Source organism: Telluribacter humicola, assembly GCF_017355935.1.
Taxonomy (GTDB): Bacteria; Bacteroidota; Bacteroidia; order Cytophagales; family Spirosomataceae; genus Telluribacter; species Telluribacter humicola.
Window position 1 is genome coordinate 1,935,676 of the sequence record NZ_JAFIQT010000001.1, and the last position, 20,162, is coordinate 1,955,837.

General features: G+C 51.2%; 7 protein-coding genes. All 7 read left to right on the forward strand.

Features of this window, described 5'->3' with window-relative positions; genetic code table 11:
• Window positions 1-731 precede the first annotated feature (731 nt).
• The 7 genes from JUB14_RS08340 to JUB14_RS08370 all read left to right on the forward strand — a co-directional run bounded on the left by JUB14_RS08340 (window position 732) and on the right by JUB14_RS08370 (window position 20,153).
• Window positions 732-9,560, forward strand: coding sequence for an Ig-like domain-containing protein (locus tag JUB14_RS08340; protein ID WP_207505402.1), 8,829 nt, complete (start codon window positions 732-734; stop codon window positions 9,558-9,560).
• Window positions 9,561-9,564: 4 nt separating this feature from the next.
• Window positions 9,565-10,563, forward strand: coding sequence for a PorP/SprF family type IX secretion system membrane protein (locus JUB14_RS08345; protein ID WP_207505403.1), 999 nt, complete (start codon window positions 9,565-9,567; stop codon window positions 10,561-10,563).
• Window positions 10,564-10,673: 110 nt separating this feature from the next.
• Window positions 10,674-13,064 (forward strand): carboxypeptidase regulatory-like domain-containing protein, encoded by a 2,391-nt coding sequence (locus JUB14_RS08350; RefSeq protein ID WP_207505404.1) that lies wholly within the window; start codon window positions 10,674-10,676, stop codon window positions 13,062-13,064.
• Between the two features lie 96 nt (window positions 13,065-13,160).
• Window positions 13,161-14,069 (forward strand): PorP/SprF family type IX secretion system membrane protein, encoded by a 909-nt coding sequence (locus tag JUB14_RS08355; RefSeq protein WP_207505405.1) that lies wholly within the window; start codon window positions 13,161-13,163, stop codon window positions 14,067-14,069.
• Window positions 14,070-14,186: 117 nt separating this feature from the next.
• The gene (locus JUB14_RS08360; RefSeq protein ID WP_207505406.1) at window positions 14,187-16,937 is read left to right on the forward strand and encodes a 2-oxoglutarate dehydrogenase E1 component; all 2,751 of its coding nucleotides are present in this window, start codon (window positions 14,187-14,189) and stop codon (window positions 16,935-16,937) included.
• 52 nt (window positions 16,938-16,989) lie between these two features.
• A complete protein-coding gene (gene odhB / locus JUB14_RS08365) occupies window positions 16,990-18,579 on the forward strand; it encodes a 2-oxoglutarate dehydrogenase complex dihydrolipoyllysine-residue succinyltransferase (protein ID WP_207505407.1) in 1,590 nt (529 codons plus the stop codon).
• Window positions 18,580-18,770: 191 nt separating this feature from the next.
• Window positions 18,771-20,153 carry a M20/M25/M40 family metallo-hydrolase gene (locus JUB14_RS08370; RefSeq protein WP_207505408.1) on the forward strand — a complete coding sequence of 461 codons (1,383 nt, stop codon included), beginning with the start codon at window positions 18,771-18,773 and terminating at the stop codon, window positions 20,151-20,153.
• The last annotated feature ends 9 nt before the right edge of the window (window positions 20,154-20,162 follow it).

Sequence of the window (20,162 nt, forward strand, 5' to 3'; positions counted from 1 at the left end):
CAAGCAGCAGGGGCACCCAAGTGGGTGCCCCTGCTGCTTGTATAGGTTTGGTGTAAAGTTAGCTTGCTTCGTAATAAGCGGGTAATGGGCTGTAAATAACTGGGTACGTGTACAGCTATTCAACTGAGTATCAATTTCTGGCATTTTTTTTGGCAATCAGGTAAATATCCCAAAAAGGCTTCCTTATTTTGTCATGATTCTGAACAGAGTTATGACCCGAAAATATATTGTCACTCCTAAAGGCTTCACTTCTAGTATAGTGGCTGGCTTTCAGTCAAATATGGCTAAAAGGGCTAATTGTTGGCATAATTTGTGTTAGAAAATGGCTGGCTAATCCTGTCTATTTTTATTGAAAATAGGTGGGTAGGGCTGCTTTTTTTGAAAGAATTCTAATACAATAGCATGAGATTTAATTTTCGATCAGCGGAACTACCCTACGTGGGAATGGCTGACTTGGGTCTTTGGAGTAGTTACAGGAGTAAATTACTTTTCAATAGATGGCTCGCACTAAGAGGGAAAGCGGGGTGATGTGATGCAGAAAGATAAGAGTAGGGAACAGCCGATCTAATACTCAACAGACAAATATCCGCGTCTTGGATTCACACACAATAATTTCCTATATGAGGAGTCAACTTTTACTACCTAATTTTTTTAACACACTATTTTCACCAACCAGGCCATCTACTGATCGTACTCAATCGGTGACTGGAGGTCCATGGTACTTCTTCTCTTTGCTACAAGACCATACCACCAGGGCTTTATCAATTCAGACAAAGGGACGCGTAGTTCGCTCTCTCCTTTCTCTTGCCGTTTTGCTCCTGGCTTTTACGACTGCCTCTGCACAGATTGACCTTAGTCTGGGAAAAAGCATAGATGTCTCTAAGCCTGCTATCGGGCAAACAATCACTTACAGCATCACCGTCAAGAACAGTAGCTCCCGTCCGGCGACCAATGTGATCGTCAGGGATAGCTTACCCTTAGGAGGAGTTGAGTATGTCTCTAACACTCTCGTTCGGGGTGGAGTAAGTTACCTGGCTGGAACAGGCCTCTGGAACGTAGGTACTGTAGCGGCGAATGACTCAGCCATATTACAGATCAAGGTCAGAGTACTGGCACAGGGGGTATTCTTCAACCTGGCCGAAGTACAGAGTGTGACCGAAGAAGATCAGGATTCCTGGCCGGGTGATCGGGCTTTGGATCAGGATGATATAGCTACTACCTGCTTCTCGGTACCTATAGACTGGTACCTGGGGGATGAGTTTCTGGTCGAAGTACCCAGCGGATATAAAGGGATCAAGTGGTACTACAATGGTATCGAAATAAAAGGCTCCACGGTTGTCAATGGCAGAACCGTCGCCGAAGTAAACGCAGACCTCTCCCTGACCATCAAAGGTCCGGGTTCTTTTACGTTTACCTCTTTAGTAGGGTACGCGTGTCCGGCTACGGGCTGCTGTGCCATCGAAGTAGTACCCGGGCCTTTTGGCTCTATTGGAGACATTGTGTGGGGCGATACCAATAAAGATGGTATCCAGGGAAATGGTGAGTCGGGTACTGGAGGTATGACTGTACAATTACTGGATGAAAATTCAGCGGTACTACGGACTATTCAGACTGATGCCAACGGTAAGTACTTGTTTGACTCACTGATGAGTGGGACCTACTTCGTAAAGTTTGCGGCACCTGCGGGCAAACTCTTCTCGCCGTTCAATCAGGGAGGTGACCCTTCTAAAGATAGTGATGCCGGAGAGGCAGGAACTAGCGGTAAGACTCATGCTATAACTATAGATACCTCCAAGCCGGCTAATGACCTGCTCCGGAATAACATGACCATTGATGCCGGTCTAACTCCGGAATGTCCCACAATTACGCTTGCTGTTACCGGCAACCATCCTATATGTGTAGGCGAAACAGTAGCAATTGTTGCTACGGCTAGCCTATCGGGGGCTACCATAAAATGGTATAACACGGCAACCGGTGGAAGCCCTATAGCAACCACTACCAATGGACAAGCGCTCACGCTGACACCATCTAACACGACTACCTATTTTATAGATGCTGAGACAAGCGAAGGATGTAAGACGGATGGCCGCACTGCTGTAACCCTGATAGTATATCCCAAACCTGCTACTCCGGTCGTTGCGGGTACTTTGTCTAATACCTGTCCTGCGACTACAGTAAATCTGACATCCATCAACCCGGTGCCATCAGTGGCAGGAGGTGTGTTTGAGTGGCGTACCGGTTCAAGCCCAATCTCAGCTCAGGTGGCAGACCCAACCAAGGCCGCCAATGGTACTTACTACCTGTTTGAAAAATCTCCCACCGGATGCTACAGCAGCCCTGCGGTAGTTACGGTTAACATAGCTGCCTGTGACTGTCAGCTGGCGTTTACTGTAGATGCTGGTATGGATCAGGAAATTTGCGCGGGTGAAAGCGTATCGGCTACGGCTACCATTACGGGTGTAGCTACCGGTGTCACCTGGACTACTAACGGAACGGGAACCTTCACAAGCAGCACCAGCCTGCTGACGAAGTATACACCATCGGCAGCGGATGTGGCCGCCGGGCTAGTGGTACTGACCGCTACGACCAATGATCCGGATGGAACCGGCCTGTGTAAGCCTAAGATAGATGCCATCAAGATCCTTATCAATGCTCGTCCGACTCCGGTATTCGGAGTAGCCTGTGACGATACGCTGATCTGTCAGGGTAAGAGTACCAAGCTGATCGGCTTCGCTCCGGATATGACCATCAAGTGGTACACCCAGGCTACCGGAGGTACCGCCATCGGTACTACCGTAAGTGGAGGTAAACTTACTGTGTCGCCTGCTACTACTACGACCTACTACGCCGAAGCCACCAGCGACAAGGGCTGCGTCAGCGAAAGAACCCCTGTTACTGTAGCGGTACAGGCTTGCTATGCTGATCTGGCTGTTACCAAGACCGTCATAACACCGGCTCCGTATATACCTGGTCAGACGATTACCTATGCCATTACTGTAAAGAATAATGGAGTAGGCAACGCCAAAGATGTGAAGGTACATGATATGCTACCGGCTAGTCTGACCTTCGCGAGTGCGGTACCGGCCGGAGAGTACAACAATACGACCGGTGTATGGGCCATTGGCGATATGACCGCGACGGCCAACCGTACCCTGATTATCAATGCGACGGTCAAGAATACGGCTACCAATACTATTACGAACGTAGCATACGTCAAAAGTCCAGACAATGATCCTACCAAGCCATCCAACGATACCTCTAAGGTAACTGTACCGGTAACTGCAGTAGCGGATCTGATGCTGACGAAGAAAGTATCCAAGACCAACCCGGCCCTGAATGAGGTAATCACCTATACCCTGGAGGTTACCAACCATGGACCTGCCCTAGCTACCAACGTAGAGGTGACGGATCCTCTGCCAGCGGGTCTGGAGTTTGTGTCAAGTACTAACATGTCCAAGATTGGCAGTACCCTGAAAGGGAACCTGGCTAGCATTGGTGCCAACGAAACCAAGATCCTGACCTTTACGGCAAAGGTGACCGGCAATGGTAATGTGGTCAACACGGCACAGATTACCAAGTCAGACCAGCCGGATCCGAACTCTACTCCGGGCAATGGCTACGAAAAAGGGGAAGATGATGATTCGAAAGTAGAGATATCCATTGGCTGTCCTGCGCTGGCTGCGCCGGTGATCGCCTGTGCTACTACCAATATCTGTGTGGGTGAAAGCGTAACCCTAACCGCCGTAGGTTGCAAAGATGGTTCGGTACAGTGGTCGAATGGTATGACGGGAGCTTCTATCACATTTGGCCTGACCCAGACTACCACCTTTACCGCCATCTGCAAGAAAGAATCCTGCGTAAGTGAGGCATCCAATGTCATTACTATAAAGGTAAACAACCCGACCAAGCCGATACTGGCCAGCAACGTTACTTCGGTATGTGTAGGTGGTAGTGCTACCCTCACGGCCTCCAACTGTACCGGATCAATCATCTGGTCTAACGGCGCTACGGGATCACCCCTGGTAGTAACACCAACCGAAACTACTACCTATACGGCCTACTGCAAGCAGGATAACTGCATCAGCGAAACGGCTACGATCGCCATAAATGTAACTACACCGGGTCCGGCCCCTGTCGTGACTTGTGGTAAGATGGAGATCTGTCCGGGGGAGAGCGTGACGCTGACGGCTCACGAGTGTGCGGGTCAGGTGCAGTGGTCAACCGGAGCGGTGGGTACATCCATCACGGTTAATCCGACCGCGACGACCGCTTACTCGGCGAAGTGTGTAGTCAATGGTTGTGTAAGTAAGGAGTCCGAGAAACACGAAATAAAGGTAACTACGCCGACTTCACCGGTTATAGCCGCCAACAAGACCACGGTATGTCCGGCTACTCCGGTAACCCTGACGGCTACTGGTTGTACCAATGGTATCGTAAGATGGTCGAACGGAGCTACCGGCAACTCAATCGTGGTGATGCTGAACGCGACGCAGAGCTTTACGGCTACCTGTAAGACTGACGCCTGTCTGAGCAATGAGTCCAATGTTGTAACAGTTACCGTTACCTCACCGGCCGCACCGATCATCTCGGCTAACAAAACCATCATCTGTTCGGGTGATAGTGTGAAGCTTTCGGCTATTGGATGTAACGGTACCGTGGCATGGTCCAACGGCCTGACCGGTTCAAGCATAATGGTGAAGCCTACTTCGACCACTGACTACACCGCTACCTGTAAAGTGGACGCGTGTGCAAGTGGTGTTTCGAATACTGTACGAATCAACGTAAATACATCAGGTCCTGCTCCGGTTATTGCCGCCAATAAGACCAATATCTGTACCGGTGACAGTGTAATACTAACGGCTACGGCCTGTGTTGGTACCGTCACCTGGTCCAACGGCCTGACCGGCGCCAGCATTAAGGTGAAGCCTACCGCTACTACCGACTACACCGCCGTATGTAAAGGTAGCGCCACCTGCTCGAGCGCACCATCCAACAAGATTACGATCAATGTGGGGCAGATAGCAGCACCGGTTATTGCGGCCAGCAAGACCAGCATCTGTGCAGGAGATGAGGTAACTCTGACGGCTACCGGCTGTACGGGTACCATTACCTGGTCAACCGGTCAGACTGGTGCCAGCATCAAGGTGAAGCCTACAGCGACAACTAGCTACAAAGCAACCTGCGTATCCAGCACCTGTACCAGTGCGGAGGGCGAAGTTACCATCAACGTAACTTCACCACCGGCACCAACGGTAATATGCTCGAAAGAGGTAGTCTGTAAGGGTGGTAGCGTGACCCTGCAGATTGTAGGCTGCGCGGGTACCACCGAGTGGTCAACCGGCCAAACCGGTGAAGCCATCGCGGTAACACCAATGGCCACCACCAGCTATACCGCCCGCTGCGTAGTAAATGGCTGTAAGAGCCCTGTATCCGGAAACTATACCATTACGGTGGTAGATCCGGCTAAGCCTACGCTGACTGCTTCGGCCACTCAGATTCAGAAAGGTGTACCAGTGACCATCACGGCAGCCGGCTGTACAGGAGGTAGTATCAAGTGGACCAACGGTGCCGTTGGCAGCAGCATCACTGTATCGCCTGCGGCTACTACTACCTACGGTGCCGTATGTACCGTTAACGAATGTACCAGCGATACGGCCAAGATTGCGATCAATGTATACGACTGTACCACAACAGCACCGGTTATCACGGCCAGCACCGCTACCGTATGTAAGGGTGGTAACGTAACCCTGACCGCTGCCAACTGCACGGGTCAGGTAACCTGGTCGGGTGGTAAGACCGGCAACAGCATTACTGTCCCTGTCAATGCCACTACCACATTCACCGCCGTGTGTAAGGTAGATGCCTGCATCAGCCCTGTGTCCAACTCAGTAACAGTAAGTGTGGTTGAACTCAATGCGCCGACCCTGGCAGCGAGCTCAATGAATATATGCGCGGGTGATGAAGTAACCCTCACTGCCATGAGCTGCAGCGGCAATGTAGTATGGTCTAATGGTATGACGGGAGCCAGTATCTCTGTGAAGCCAACCGCTACTACATCTTATACCGCTACCTGTAAGCTGGGAGCCTGCGAAAGCGCGGCATCCGCACCGGCTACTATCACCGTAGGGTCTACCCCGGCACCGGTCATCCAGGCTTCGGCTACATCGGTCTGCTTCGGTAACAACGTAACGCTGACAGCCAACGGATGCAGCAATGGTGCTGTGATCTGGTCGAATGGCCTGACCGGTAACTCGATCACCATCTCACCGGCTGTGACCACTACCTTCACCGCGAAGTGCTTCGCCTCAGGTAGCTGCAAGAGCGGTGATTCCAACGCGATTACCGTAACGGTAGGACCTAAGGTAGTGAAGCCGGTTACCACCACGCTGACCAACACTTGTCCGGTAGCTACGGTGAATCTGGCCACTGCTGTAACCAGCACGCTAACTACAACCGGTGGCGTATTTGAATACCGCACCGGCAATACACCTACCTCACCGGTAGTAAGCAATCCGGCCGCGGTAAGTACCTCCGGAACGTACTATGTGTTTGAGAAGACTACCACCGGATGTTACAGCGAACCGGCCGCCATTGTGGTGACCATTATCAACTGTAACGACCAGAGCCTGGCCTGCCAGACTAACCCGGCTACGGCTAACGCGGGTAATGACGCCAGCATTTGTGCAGCCCTGTCGTATAAGCTGTCAGGAACCATCGGTGGTGCCGCTACCAGTGCCGTATGGACAACCAGCGGTAAGGGTACGTTTGATAATGCCAACTCACTCACCGCTACGTATTATCCAGCGATGGAAGATCTGGCCAGCGGTTCTGTAACACTCACACTGACAACCAACGATCCTGACGGAACCGGTGTCTGCCAGCCAGGTAAAGATGCAATGAAGCTGACCATCCAGGCAATTTCCTTCCGTCCTAATATCTCGATCAACGGGGTAGCCAAGACGGATACCATCCCGACGCACCTGAATATCTGCGCAGGCGATTCGGTCGTACTTACTGCGACCAATATCAAGGATGCCAGTAACAATGCCTATAAGTATAAGTGGAACGGTGGCGCCACTACTACCAGCAACCGCTTCGTAGTGAAGCAAAGTGGTACCTACTACGTCATGCTGGTCAACAGCACGTCGTGTGTATCTGTACCGTCGGCTAAGGTTGTAGTGACTGTAAGCGACGAGGTACCAACACCGGTGGTCGTAAACAAGCGCAATACCTGCCCGACTACTACGGTAGATCTCGCCTCGACGGTGATGAGCACCGTAATGCCTGGAGGTACCTTCGAGTACCGCGTAGGTCCGAGCCCAACCTCGGCTCAGGTGGCTACACCGCAGGCAGTGGGTGAAGGAGCTTACTACGTATTCCAGAAATCGGCTACCGGCTGCTACAGTGCACCGGCCAAAGTAGAGGTGAAGGTATACAACTGTACTACTGATACGCCTCGCGCCAATTTGGAGGTCATCAAGATGGTTAACAAGAAACAGGTACAGGTTGGTGACAGCGTGATATATACCATCAAGCTCCGCAACTACGGACCTGATAGCGCTACCAACGTTACCCTGATCGACATTCTTCCGGAAGGTCTGGAGTTTATACTCGGCACAGGTTTCGAGGTCAATGGTAAAATCATCAAGGCGATGATACCTAAGCTGGCACCGAACGACAGCATTATTCACTCGTGTGGTGTGCTGGTGACGGATACCGGCCGTATTACCAACACCGTACGTATCCTGAGCCTGGATCAGGTGGACCCCGTACTGACCAACAACGAGTCGTCGGTTGATATCAACGTAACAGATTCCGATAAAGGTACGACGAGCATAGGGGTAGCGATGGGTATCTTGAATATCGAGCCATCGATTGAGGATAGCTATATAGTTACTTACCGGATTACCCTCAAGAACCACGGTACCAGATCTCTGACCAACGTTCAGCTCAAAGACACTCTGTCCAAAGCGTTCCCGCAACCGGTAGAGTTCCAGGTGATGGGATCTGCTGAGGTAAGTGCCGGCAGTTCGCTGGTAGTCAATCCGGCCTTCAATGGCAAGGACATTGCGGATCTGCTGCTGACCAACAGCACACTTGCTGCGGGAGCGGCCGAAGCAGTTACTCTGTACGTACGAGTGAAGCCAAACGGCAGCAACGGACCATTCTATAGCTCAGTAGTAGCTTCGGGTAAATCAGGTACAAAAGTGGTACAGGATATATCTAACAACGGATTCAACCCGGCACCGGAGGGAAGTATGCCGACCCCGGTACGCTTTGATAAGCAAAATATCCTTGGAGTGGCTATGCTGGCTGGTAAGCCGATACTGATCGAATCGGGTATCTACGATATACCGTATACCATCCGACTCACCAACCTGGGTATGAACAACCTGGATAAAGTACAGGTAGTGGCTGATCTGGGTGCTACATTCGGCAACGGAGCCCTGTTAGTACCTGGCGGTATTGCCCTAAGTGCAGATGCCGGCCTGACGGTCAATCCATCGTACACCGGTCAGGGTACCGCTACCCAGTTGTTGATTGAAACTGAAAGCAGCCTGCCCAAGGCGTTCACGCGTGAGATCTTCCTGACTGCACGAATCGATGTACGTTCCGCCACCGCCAGACAGTATGTCAGCACGGCAATCGGAACGGCTCTGGGAGGAGGACAAATGGTATCTGACTCATCAATGCTGGGTACCGATGTGGATCCTGACAATGATATGGATCCGGGTAACAACAACACCCCAACGCCGATCGATCTGAACAACAGTGGCACTCCGTACATAGGTGTAGCCCTGGCTATTGCGGATACCAGCAGACAGGCTGATGGCAGCTACAACATTACCTACCATGTAGTGGTGAAAAACTACAGCAACGAGGTAATGACCAACGTACAACTGGTAGATACGCTGGCGAAGGTGTTCAACGCCCAGACCGGTGCGGTCTTCCGCAAGGTAGGTACTCCGGTAGCGAGCAACCAGAGCACACTGGCCATCAACCCTGACTTCGACGGAATCAATGATTTGGAACTCCTGATCGCGGCCAATAGTACCCTGGCTGCCGCTGCGGCTGATACCCTGTCATTCACGATCAATGTATCGACGGATGGTCGTCAGGTGCCTTACCTCAACCAGGTATACGCATCGGCCAGCGCCGGTGATGTCGAAGTGGCTGACCGATCTACCAATGGTATGATCCCTGACCTCAACGGCAACAGCGATCCGACCGAAGCGACCGAAGGCGAACCGACACCAATCATTATTCCGGCGGGTACTGAGCTATTCATACCTGAAGGTTTCTCACCCAACGGTGACGGCATCAACGATCTGTTCGTGATCAGAAACACGGGTGGGCAGACGGTGATCCTGGAGGTATACAACCGCTGGATGACCCTGGTGTATAAGAATGACGACTATAAGAATGACTGGGATGGTTCGCCAAACACCGGTGTTCGGGTAGGTAACACCACACAGGGACTCCCTGATGGTACCTACTTCTACGTAGTCAAATTGAGCGATGGACGTCGCTTCGTGAGATACCTGACAATAAGCAGATAAGAAGATGTTACAGTACGCCCGAATCAAAAAAATGACAATGATGGTACTGCTGGCCCTTGGGGTCGGCAGTACCGAAGTGCTGGCTCAGCAGGACAAGATGTACTCGCAGTACATGTTTAACATGATGGCGCTTAACCCGGCCTATGCGGGTAGCCGTGATGTACTGAGTGCCACTGGACTCTACCGCAACCAGTGGGTGAATGTTGACGGTGCCCCCAAAACCATGACCTTTACGCTGGATGCTCCTGTCAATAAGGAGCGGGTAGGGCTTGGCCTGCAGGTGTACAACGACCAGATCGGTCTGCAGAACGAAACCGGAGTGTTTGCAACCTATGCGTTTCGTATCAAGGTAGGTGAGCGCTCTACGTTGGGTCTGGGCCTACAGGCCGGAGCCATTAGCTTCAGGTGGGACCTGGCTGAAGCGCGGCTTAACCCTGGCGGAACCGTTGACCCGGCCTTTGCTACCAATGTATCCAAGATACTTCCCAACTTTGGAACCGGTATATATGTAAGCAACGACAAGTCGTACTTTGGTGTGTCGGTACCCCAGCTGATCGTCAACAATCTGACTGACTATGATTCAGGGGAGCACCGGGCGAAGCAGCGGCGACATGCCTACATGATGGCTGGCTTTGTGGTGGGGCTGAGCAACTCTCTGAAGTTAAAGCCATCGATGCTGGTGAAGTACGCCAACGGCGCTCCGCTCGGATTTGACGGAAACCTCAACCTGTGGATCAACGACCGTCTGGCAGTAGGTACCTCGTACCGTCGCAACCAGTACAGTACCCTTCAGAACAGCGCCGAGATGTATACCAGTGATGCCGTAGTAGGGATGCTGGAGGTGCAGCTTACGGATCAGTTCCGGATCGGATATGCTTACGATATGATGCTTAACGGACTCAAACAATCTAACCTGAGCATCAACTCCGGTAGCCACGAAGTAATGCTTCGCTATGAGTTTGGTTTCAGCAAGAGCAAGATCCTGACTCCGCGCTACTTCTAACGCCCCTGATTGCCCAAAGTACCCAAAGGTATATTCTCCCTGTCACTTGATGAGTTTTCTGGAGAGGATATACCTTTTTTTTATGAACACCCCTCTTCATTGACTTGTACATGTTCCGGTACATTACCCTACTTCTGTTTATACTCTTTTACCCTCTTTGTACTGCTTTCGGGCAGGCCTTATTACAGCAAGCTGATCGCGAGTTTGAATCGCTGGCCTACCTGAAGGCAGCTAACCTCTACGAGCAAACACTCAAAGGGGCTGGCCTCACCACCGGGCAGACGTTATCAGTCAAGGCTAAGCTTGGGTACAGCTACCGCCAGCTTAAGGACACTAATAATGCCGAACGTGCCTTTGGTGATATTGTGCATTCGTATAGTAGTCTTCCCAGGGAGTACTATCCGTGCTACCTGTACTACGCGCAGGCCCTGGCCAGTAACGGAAAGTACAAGGAGGCCCAGGAGGTATACGGAAAATACGCAGCCCTGGAGGAGGCGGATAACCGGGGCAAGAGCTTCTCTAACCTGGCTATAAATGCTGAAGCCATGACCAGGAACACCTCCTCCTATCGGGTAGATCTGCTGGATATTAATAGTTCGGAAGCCGAATTCAGCCCCATCTATTTTAAGGAAGGAATGGTATTCGTCACGGGGCGTAAGAAAACTATGAGCATCCGGCGGGTATTCAACTGGAACGAAACACCCTTTCTGGACTTATACTACCTCGATGACCTGAACGAACTCCGGAAGCGCCCCTCGTCTTCGCTCAGTAGCTCCATTAATTCCAGGATACTGCAGCGACGAAAAAAAAGAGGAATACTGGGCCGGGACGCCTACACAGCCGTAACGGCCAACGATACAAGAACAGTAGGCTTCTACGCCGGGAGCAGCTACAATACCAGCCCCGGCTATGCCGAAAGTCCACGGATCGAGTCGGAGCGGTTTGGGAAGAATATTAACACGAAGTACCACGAGGGACCGGCTACCTTTTATAAGGATGGCAACCGGGTGATATTTACGCGCAACAACTATAACAATGGAAAGTACCGCGAAAGCAAAGATGGAATCAATAAGCTAAAACTCTATACTGCGGAATCTAAGTGGGGAAGCTGGACGAAGGTTCAGGAGTTACCCTTCAATAGCGATGAGTACTCTACTGGTCACCCTGCTCTGAATGCCGATAACACCATCCTGTACTTTGTCTCAGATAAGCCGGGCGGACTAGGAGGTACTGATATATACGTATCCGAGTTCAGGAATGGTACCTGGTCTGAGCCTAAAAACATGGGCCCTGAAGTAAATACGAAGGGGAATGAGATGTTTCCTTTTGTAGATAATCAGGGTAGTCTCTACTTCGCATCGGACGGTTGGCCGGGGCTGGGTGATCTGGATTTGTTTGTCGCTGTTATGGAAACTCCCTATAAAGCTAAAAAGAGTCTGAACCTGGGAACGCCTATCAACTCTAGTAAGGACGACTTTGGTATCATTACCGACGGGGAGCGGTCCAAGGGATACTTTAGTAGCAACCGTCGTAATGGCGGTAGCGACGATGATATTTTCAGCTTCCTGAGAGAAGGCCCCCTCTATGCCTGCCGCGATCTGACGGTAAGTGTCTTTGACGCTATTACAAGGAAGCCTTTGTCAAAGGCTCTGGTCCAGGTTGTAAATAAAAGGGGAGGAGACGCGCGTCAGCTCAGGACGGATAGTACTGGCAATCTGGTACTGTGCCTGGAAGCGGAGAATGAATTTACCTTCGTAGCCAACCACCAGGGGTACGGCAGTAACACCCTCGGGTTTGCAGTCAATGCGTATGATGATATACGATCCACCAGGATTGAGATACCACTTGTCCGTGATCTGGTCAGCAGGCCTGCTGGTCCTATAGTAATGATGAAGGGCAAAGTACTATCCCATAAAAACAAGCCCCTGGCCGACGTACTCGTATCGCGTCGTGACGATCTGGACGGGGTAGTACAGGAAACTGAAACCGGGCCGGATGGTACCTATACATTTGACGCTGTCACGGGTCGTAACTACACCATGGATGCGGTATATGGTGAATACGGAACGTTCGGGAAGAAGGTGCTGAACTTCTCGCCGGACCAGACGACCGAGATCAATATCATGATGTTTGAAAAAGGCGATGTAGTACAGGTAGATAATATCTACTATGATCTGGATAAGTGGGGACTACGGGCCGAGGCCAAACTGGAACTGGATAAGCTGGTGAGCGCCATGAAGAAATACCCGGAAATGAAAATAGAGCTTTGTTCCCACACTGATAACCGCGCTTCTGCCCTTTATAATAAGGCGCTGTCACAACGCAGAGCGCGTACGGCCAAACTATACCTGACTTCAAAAGGTATCGCCTCCCAGCGAATAGATGCCCGGGGGTACGGAGAGAGCCGACCGGTGAATCATTGTAAAGACGGAGTAGACTGTACCGATCAGGAATATCAGCAAAATCGACGTACCGAAATTAAGATACTGGACTTGCAATAGTTACGTATGGCAGGCAAAAGGGCAGGAGCGGTTTTCTCCCGCCCTTTTTTGTTTTGTACCAAAAGGATGACTACACTTGAAGCAAATTTCAGAGGAATGATAAATAGATTTACGAAAGCTGCTTCCAGAGCAGGCTGGGCGATGCTGCTACTAATGGGGTCGGCGACCTGGTCACTGGCGCAGCGGGAAGTACTTTACGAGCAGTATCAGCAAAACCCCATGGCTATCAATCCGGCATTTACGGGAGTACGTGAAGATTTCAATATGACGGTCATACTCCGGCGCCGCTGGTTCTTCCTGCCCAATTCGCCCATTACTCAGACCTTCGCTACCGACGGCATGCTGGCCAATGGAAAGATAGGAATAGGTCTGCAGGCACTGAACGACCGCATGAGCGTGTATGGTACTACGGGAGCTTACGGCTCCGTAGCCTACCACCTGGCGGCAAGCGGTACGATGAAGGTTTCGCTGGGAGTACAGGGAGGAGTAAACGTGCTGCCTGTCTATGATTTTTCATCTAATACCTCGGTCAACCGGGCTCTGGGAAGCTTTGGGGTAGGGCTTTGGCTGCGTAGTGACCGATTTTATGCGGGTATCTCCAAGCCCGAGTTACTGGACCAGGGCTACGGTAGCCGGCAGTTTACCTCTGTGTACCGGCGTCCTCTTTATCTGCTGGCAGGTGGTCAGTACGACTTGTCCGCTGACGTGATGGTACTACCTCAGGTACTGGTAGTGCAGGAAAGCGGCAGCCGTCTCCGGGTAGATGTCGGAGCGCGTGCCTGGTTCTACGAAAAGATTGGTCTGGGTGCTTCTTTTCGTACCGCCATTCAAAATTATTTACAACTTTCTGCCGAGGCGCAGGTTTCCAATAATGTAAGAGTAGGATACATGTTTAATTCGAAGGCAATAGAAAGGGGAAGTTTGACATCCAGCACAGCGCCCGCAGGTATGCATGAACTTATGCTAAAGTTTGTGCCCAATCCATCTGGTTTTCATCGGAACTAAGTCAGCACAATGGCAAAAGGATAATTGGTTATGTATCCCGTAAAAAGGAGTTTTTTTTGTGTTTTGTTTAGATAACATCTCGTAACTTTGCCCCGCAAAAGAAAAATCACATTTGTGATGGATAAATATTCATATATAGCTAATTCACACGGTGCTTACATAGAGGAATTGTACAATTCCTACAAGCAAGACCCTTCCTCCGTAGATGAGGGATGGCGTAAATTTTTCGAAGGCTTCGAGTTTTCATTGAAATATCCGGTCAACGGGCATGCCAATGGAGTCGCTTCAAAAGAGGCAACTACCACTGGTAAAGCAGATCCTGCCCAGATTCGGAAGGAAATGGAAGTCGTACACCTGATCAGAGGATATCGCTCACGCGGTCACCTGCTGGCTACGACCAATCCTATCCGTCCGCGGCTGGATCGCAAGCCCATGCTTAACCTGACTGATTTCAACCTGACCGAAGCAGACCTGGATCAGGTCTTCGAAGCAGGAGTTGAAGTATTCGGTCGTCCGGCCAAGCTGCGGGAGATCGTAGATGCCCTTAAGAAAATCTATACCGGCAATATAGGATTCGAGTACCTCTACATTCGTGACCGCGAGCAGAAACACTGGCTCCGCGAGAAGATCGAGAAAGAGGCGCTGAATATGAATTTTTCGATAGATGAGAAAAAGCACATCCTGTCGAAACTCAATGAGGCCGTAGTATTTGAAAACTTCCTCCATACCAAGTACCTGGGTCAGAAGCGATTCTCGCTGGAAGGTGGCGAAACCACCATCCCCGCGTTGGATGCCATGATTAATAAGGCCAGTGAGATGGGCGTACAGGAAGTAATGATCGGTATGGCCCACCGCGGTCGTCTGAACGTGCTGGCTAACATCATGCGCAAGACCTACGAGCAGATCTTCAATGAATTTGAAGGTAACCTGCCCGACCAGGTATGGGGTGATGGGGACGTGAAGTACCACATGGGCTTCTCGAGCCAGATCGAAACTACTTCCGGACAACAGATGTACCTCAAGCTGGCTCCTAACCCTTCGCACCTCGAGGCCGTAAACCCCGTCGTGGAAGGTTTTATCCGTGCCCGCGCTGATGGTATGTACAACAGCGACTATGATCGTGTGCTACCTGTACTTATCCATGGGGATGCCGCCGTAGCCGGACAGGGTATTGTGTACGAAGTAACGCAGATGTCAGGTCTTGATGGCTACTGTACCGGAGGTACCATTCACTTTGTTATTAATAATCAGGTTGGTTTTACGACTGACTTCGAAGATGCCCGCTCGAGTATATACAGTACCGATATCGCCAAGATCGTGGATGCTCCTGTACTGCACGTCAACGGTGATGATCCGGAGGCAGTAGTATTCTGTATGCGACTGGCGGTGGAGTATCGTCAGAAGTTCAATAAGGATATCTTTATTGACATGGTATGTTACCGTCGTCACGGTCATAACGAGTCAGACGAGCCTAAGTTTACCCAGCCGGTACTCTACAGCTACATCGAAAACCACCAGAACCCACGCGAGATCTATCAGAAAGTGCTGGTAGAGCGGGGCGATGTGGATGCTGAGCTGGCTGCCAATATGGATAGAGAGTTTAAGGGGCTCCTGCAGGAGCGTCTTGATATGGTAAAGCAGAAATCACTGCCTTACGCGATGCCAAAACTGGAGCAGGAATGGCGTAACCTCAGGTATGCTACTGCGGAGGATTTTGAGAAGTCGCCCGAAACAGGTGTTCCTCTCGAAGTACTTGAGAAAATAGGCCAGGCTTTAGTAAATGTTCCCGAAGGGTTCACTACCCTGAAGCAGATTGATAAGCTGCTCAAGGATCGGAAACAGATGATCTTTGATACCAAGCGGGTCAACTGGGCTACGGCCGAGCTACTGGCGTACGGTTCTATACTGGCCGAAGGTAAAGTAGTTCGATTAAGCGGACAGGACGTACAGCGGGGTACTTTCTCGCACCGGCATGCCGTACTACGCGACGCCAAGACCAACGAAGCATACAGCAACCTGGATCACATTCAGGATGAGCAGGGAAGCTTTATGATCTATAACTCTCTGCTTTCAGAGTACGGAGTACTTGGATTCGAGTTTGGTTACTCCATGGCTAACCCCAACGCGCTGGTAATATGGGAAGCTCAGTTTGGTGATTTCGCCAACGGAGCCCAGGTCATGATTGACCAGTTTATTACATCCAGCGAAACCAAGTGGGATCGTTGGTGTGGATTGGTCATGCTGCTGCCTCACGGGTACGAGGGCCAGGGCCCTGAGCACTCCAATGCTCGCCCTGAGCGCTACCTGCAGCTATCGGCCAATAATAACATCATTGTAGCCAACGTAACTACACCGGCCAACTTCTTCCACATGATGCGCCGTCAGTTGACCTTCCCGTTCCGGAAGCCTCTGATCGTGATGTCGCCTAAGTCAATGCTGCGCCATCCGCTGTGCGTGTCGTCGCTGGATGAACTGGCCACCGGACGGTTCCAGGAAACAATTGGTGACCCTTATGCCGATCCCAAAAAAGTGAAGAAGGTACTGCTGTGTACTGGTAAGATATATTATGAGTTGTTGGAAAAACAGCAGGCAGATAAGCGTGATGATGTAGCCATCATTCGGGTAGAGCAGATGCATCCTTTCCCGAAAACCCAACTGGACGCGCATATAGCACAGTACAAGAAAGCAAAAGTGTACTGGGTGCAGGAAGAACCGTTCAACATGGGTGGCTGGACCTTCATGCTGCGTATGTATTCTGAGCAGCCATTGGAGGTTATTGCTCGTCGTTCGAGTGCTTCGCCTTCAACCGGCTTTGCCAAGATCCACGCTCAGGAGCAGGCCGAGATCATCCGCCGGGCATTTGAATAATTTCCAAACGTGTATATATTAACCGCTTAATCTTCATAAGAAAGTTGATAATATGGCTGAAATAGAAATAAAAGTACCACCCGTAGGGGAGTCCATCACCGAAGTCACTATCGGAACCTGGTTCAAAAACGAAGGAGACTTTGTAAAAATGGATGAAGTCATCTGCGGACTGGACTCTGATAAGGCAACCTTTGAACTGACTGCCGAGGCAGAAGGTATACTACATATTAAAGCCAAGGAAGGTGATACCCTCTCTATTGGTGATCTGATCGCAACGATTGATAAGTCAGGCGACGGTGCCGCTCAAGGCAATGGTAGTTCTGTAGCCGCCGAAGCTGCCGCTACCACTGCCGCAGCAGGATACGGCGACAGACCGGCACAGCCCGAGGCAAAGCCGGCTGCTGCTACCGCTACTCAGGAGGCTAAGGTAGTTGAGATGAAAGTACCTACGGTAGGGGAGTCTATTACCGAAGTGACCATAGCCAGCTGGGTGAAGAAGGATGGCGACCGTGTAACACTGGACGAAGTTCTGTGCGAACTCGAGTCGGACAAAGCTACCTTCGAACTACCAGCCGAAGCAGCGGGTACACTGCGTATCGTTGCGGGTGAAGGCGAAACCCTGGCTATCGGCGCGGTAATCTGCCGCATCGAGGTAGGTGAAGGTGCCGCCGCTGCCGCTCCGGCGTCAGCCCCGGCTGCACCAGCTCCAGCCGCTCAGCAGGAAGATGAGAAAAGCTTTGGTGCCGGACATGTGTCTCCGGTAGCTGCTAAGATTCTGGCCGAAAAAGGCATCGATCCTAAAGAAGTAAATGGTACCGGTACCGGCGGACGCGTCACAAAGGAAGACGCTCTGAAGGCCGAGAAGTCGCAGTCTAAACCTGCCGCTGAGCCTGCTAAGGCAGCCGCTCCGGCACAGTCGCAGGCTCCTGCTGTATCGGGTGAACGTGGTCAGCGTCGTGAGAAAATGTCTTCGCTGCGTCGTACCATTGCCCGTCGTCTGGTATCTGTGAAGAATGAGACGGCCATGCTTACTACCTTCAACGAGGTAGATATGAAGCCAATCATGGACCTGCGTTCCAAGTTCAAGGACAAGTTCAAGGAGAAGCACGAAGTAGGTCTTGGATTCATGTCGTTCTTCACCAAAGCTGTTTGTGTAGCCCTTCAGGATTTCCCTGTTGTGAATGCTTACATCGACGGTGACGATATTGTATACAACGACCACTGTGATGTTTCTATCGCGGTTTCTACGCCACGCGGCCTAGTAGTACCGGTTATCCGCAATGCTGAAACCTTGTCATTTGCCGCTATTGAAAAAGAAATCATTCGTCTGGCTGTCCGTGCCCGTGATGGCAAGCTGGGTATGGATGAAATGACCGGTGGAACCTTTACCATCACCAACGGTGGTATCTTCGGTTCTATGCTGTCTACGCCTATCATCAACGCACCACAGTCGGCCATCCTGGGTATGCACAATATCGTGGAGCGTGCGGTTGTAGTGAACGGTGAAATCGTAGTTCGTCCGATCATGTACGTGGCTCTGTCATACGATCACCGTACCATCGATGGACGTGACTCGGTAAGCTTCCTGGTACGTGTTAAGCAACTCCTGGAAGATCCAACCCGTCTGCTGCTGGAACTATAATAGCATTTGGATATATAGTAAGCCCCTGAGAGGTATCTTTCAGGGGCTTTTTTGTTGAGAAAGATTTTTCAAAACATCATGCAGGTATATGGCTTTGAGCATGAATGCTTGTAAGATATCAGGAATATCAGGTTGTCCCCGTGCTACAATGCGCGGGATTTTTATTTTTGTTAGAAAGCAACACTACCTCTATGTTATTAAAACCTAAACTCGCGCTTCTCGCGTTACTCCTGCTGTCTGTACGTGTACAGGCGCAATCTGACTACCAGAAAGATTCCCTATTCATTCGGCAACTTTTTGATAAGGCTCTGACCGATGGCAAATCCTACGACTGGCTTCGTCACCTGACTACGCAGATAGGCCCACGGCTGAGCGGATCAGAAGGAGCCGCCAAAGCGGTAACCTATACCCGGCAAGTCATGGAGCAGGAGGGCTTTGACCGCGTATTCCTGCAGAATGTAATGGTACCTCACTGGGTACGGGGGGCAAAAGAAAAAGCGTATATTCAGGTAGGGAAGCAAAAGACAGAGGTACCTATAGCCGCGCTGGGTGGCTCGGTTGCTACACCAAAGGCAGGTATCAAGGCCCGAGTCATCGAAGTAAAGAACTTTCAGGAGCTTCGTGATCTGGGGCGTGAAAAGGTACAGGGGAAGATTGTTTTCTTTAATCGCCCCATGGACCCTACCAAGCTTAATACGTTTGAAGCATACAGCGGAGCCGTTGACCAGCGGGGGAATGGTGCTACCGAGGCTGCCCGTTTGGGAGCCGTAGGAGCCATTGTGCGTTCGATGACACCACGCCTGGATGACTTTCCGCATACGGGTGCTATGCGCTATGGTACCGGTGTACCTCTGATACCAACGGCCGGTATTAGTACCAATGGTGCGGAGCTCCTGAGCAAGACGCTTAAGACAAACCCTGACCTTGAGTTCTTCTTCCAGCAAAACCCAGAGACGCTACCCGATGCACCTTCGCATAATGTCCTTGGAGAGCTTAAAGGAGCTACCAATCCTGATGAAATACTGGTTGTAGGCGGCCACCTGGACTCATGGGACATGGGACAAGGAGCACACGACGACGGCACCGGTTGTGTACAGGCTATCGAAGCGCTACGGTTGCTGAAAGCCTTGGGGTACCAGCCTAAGCGTACCCTGCGGGCGGTGATGTTCATGAACGAAGAAAACGGATTGAAAGGGGGAATTACCTACGCCGACTCAGCCAAGTCTAAAAATGAAAAGCACGTAGCCGCCATTGAGTCTGATCGGGGCGGTTTTGTACCCCGCGGATTTGGGGTAGTTGGTGATGCTGCCAAAAAAGCAAAGGTTGTTGCATGGCAGCCGCTACTGGCTCCCTATGGCCTGCATGAGATTGGCCCCGGTGGGGGAGGTGCCGACATTGGTCCGCTGGCGCAGCAGGGCACTGTACTAATCGGACTGGTACCTGATTCCCAACGCTACTTTGACTACCATCATGCGGCTTCGGATACGTTTGACGCGGTAAGCCGGCGGGAGCTTGAGATGGGGGCAGCCTCCATGGCGGCTATGCTGTACCTGCTGGACAAGTACGGTTTGTAATCAGATCGC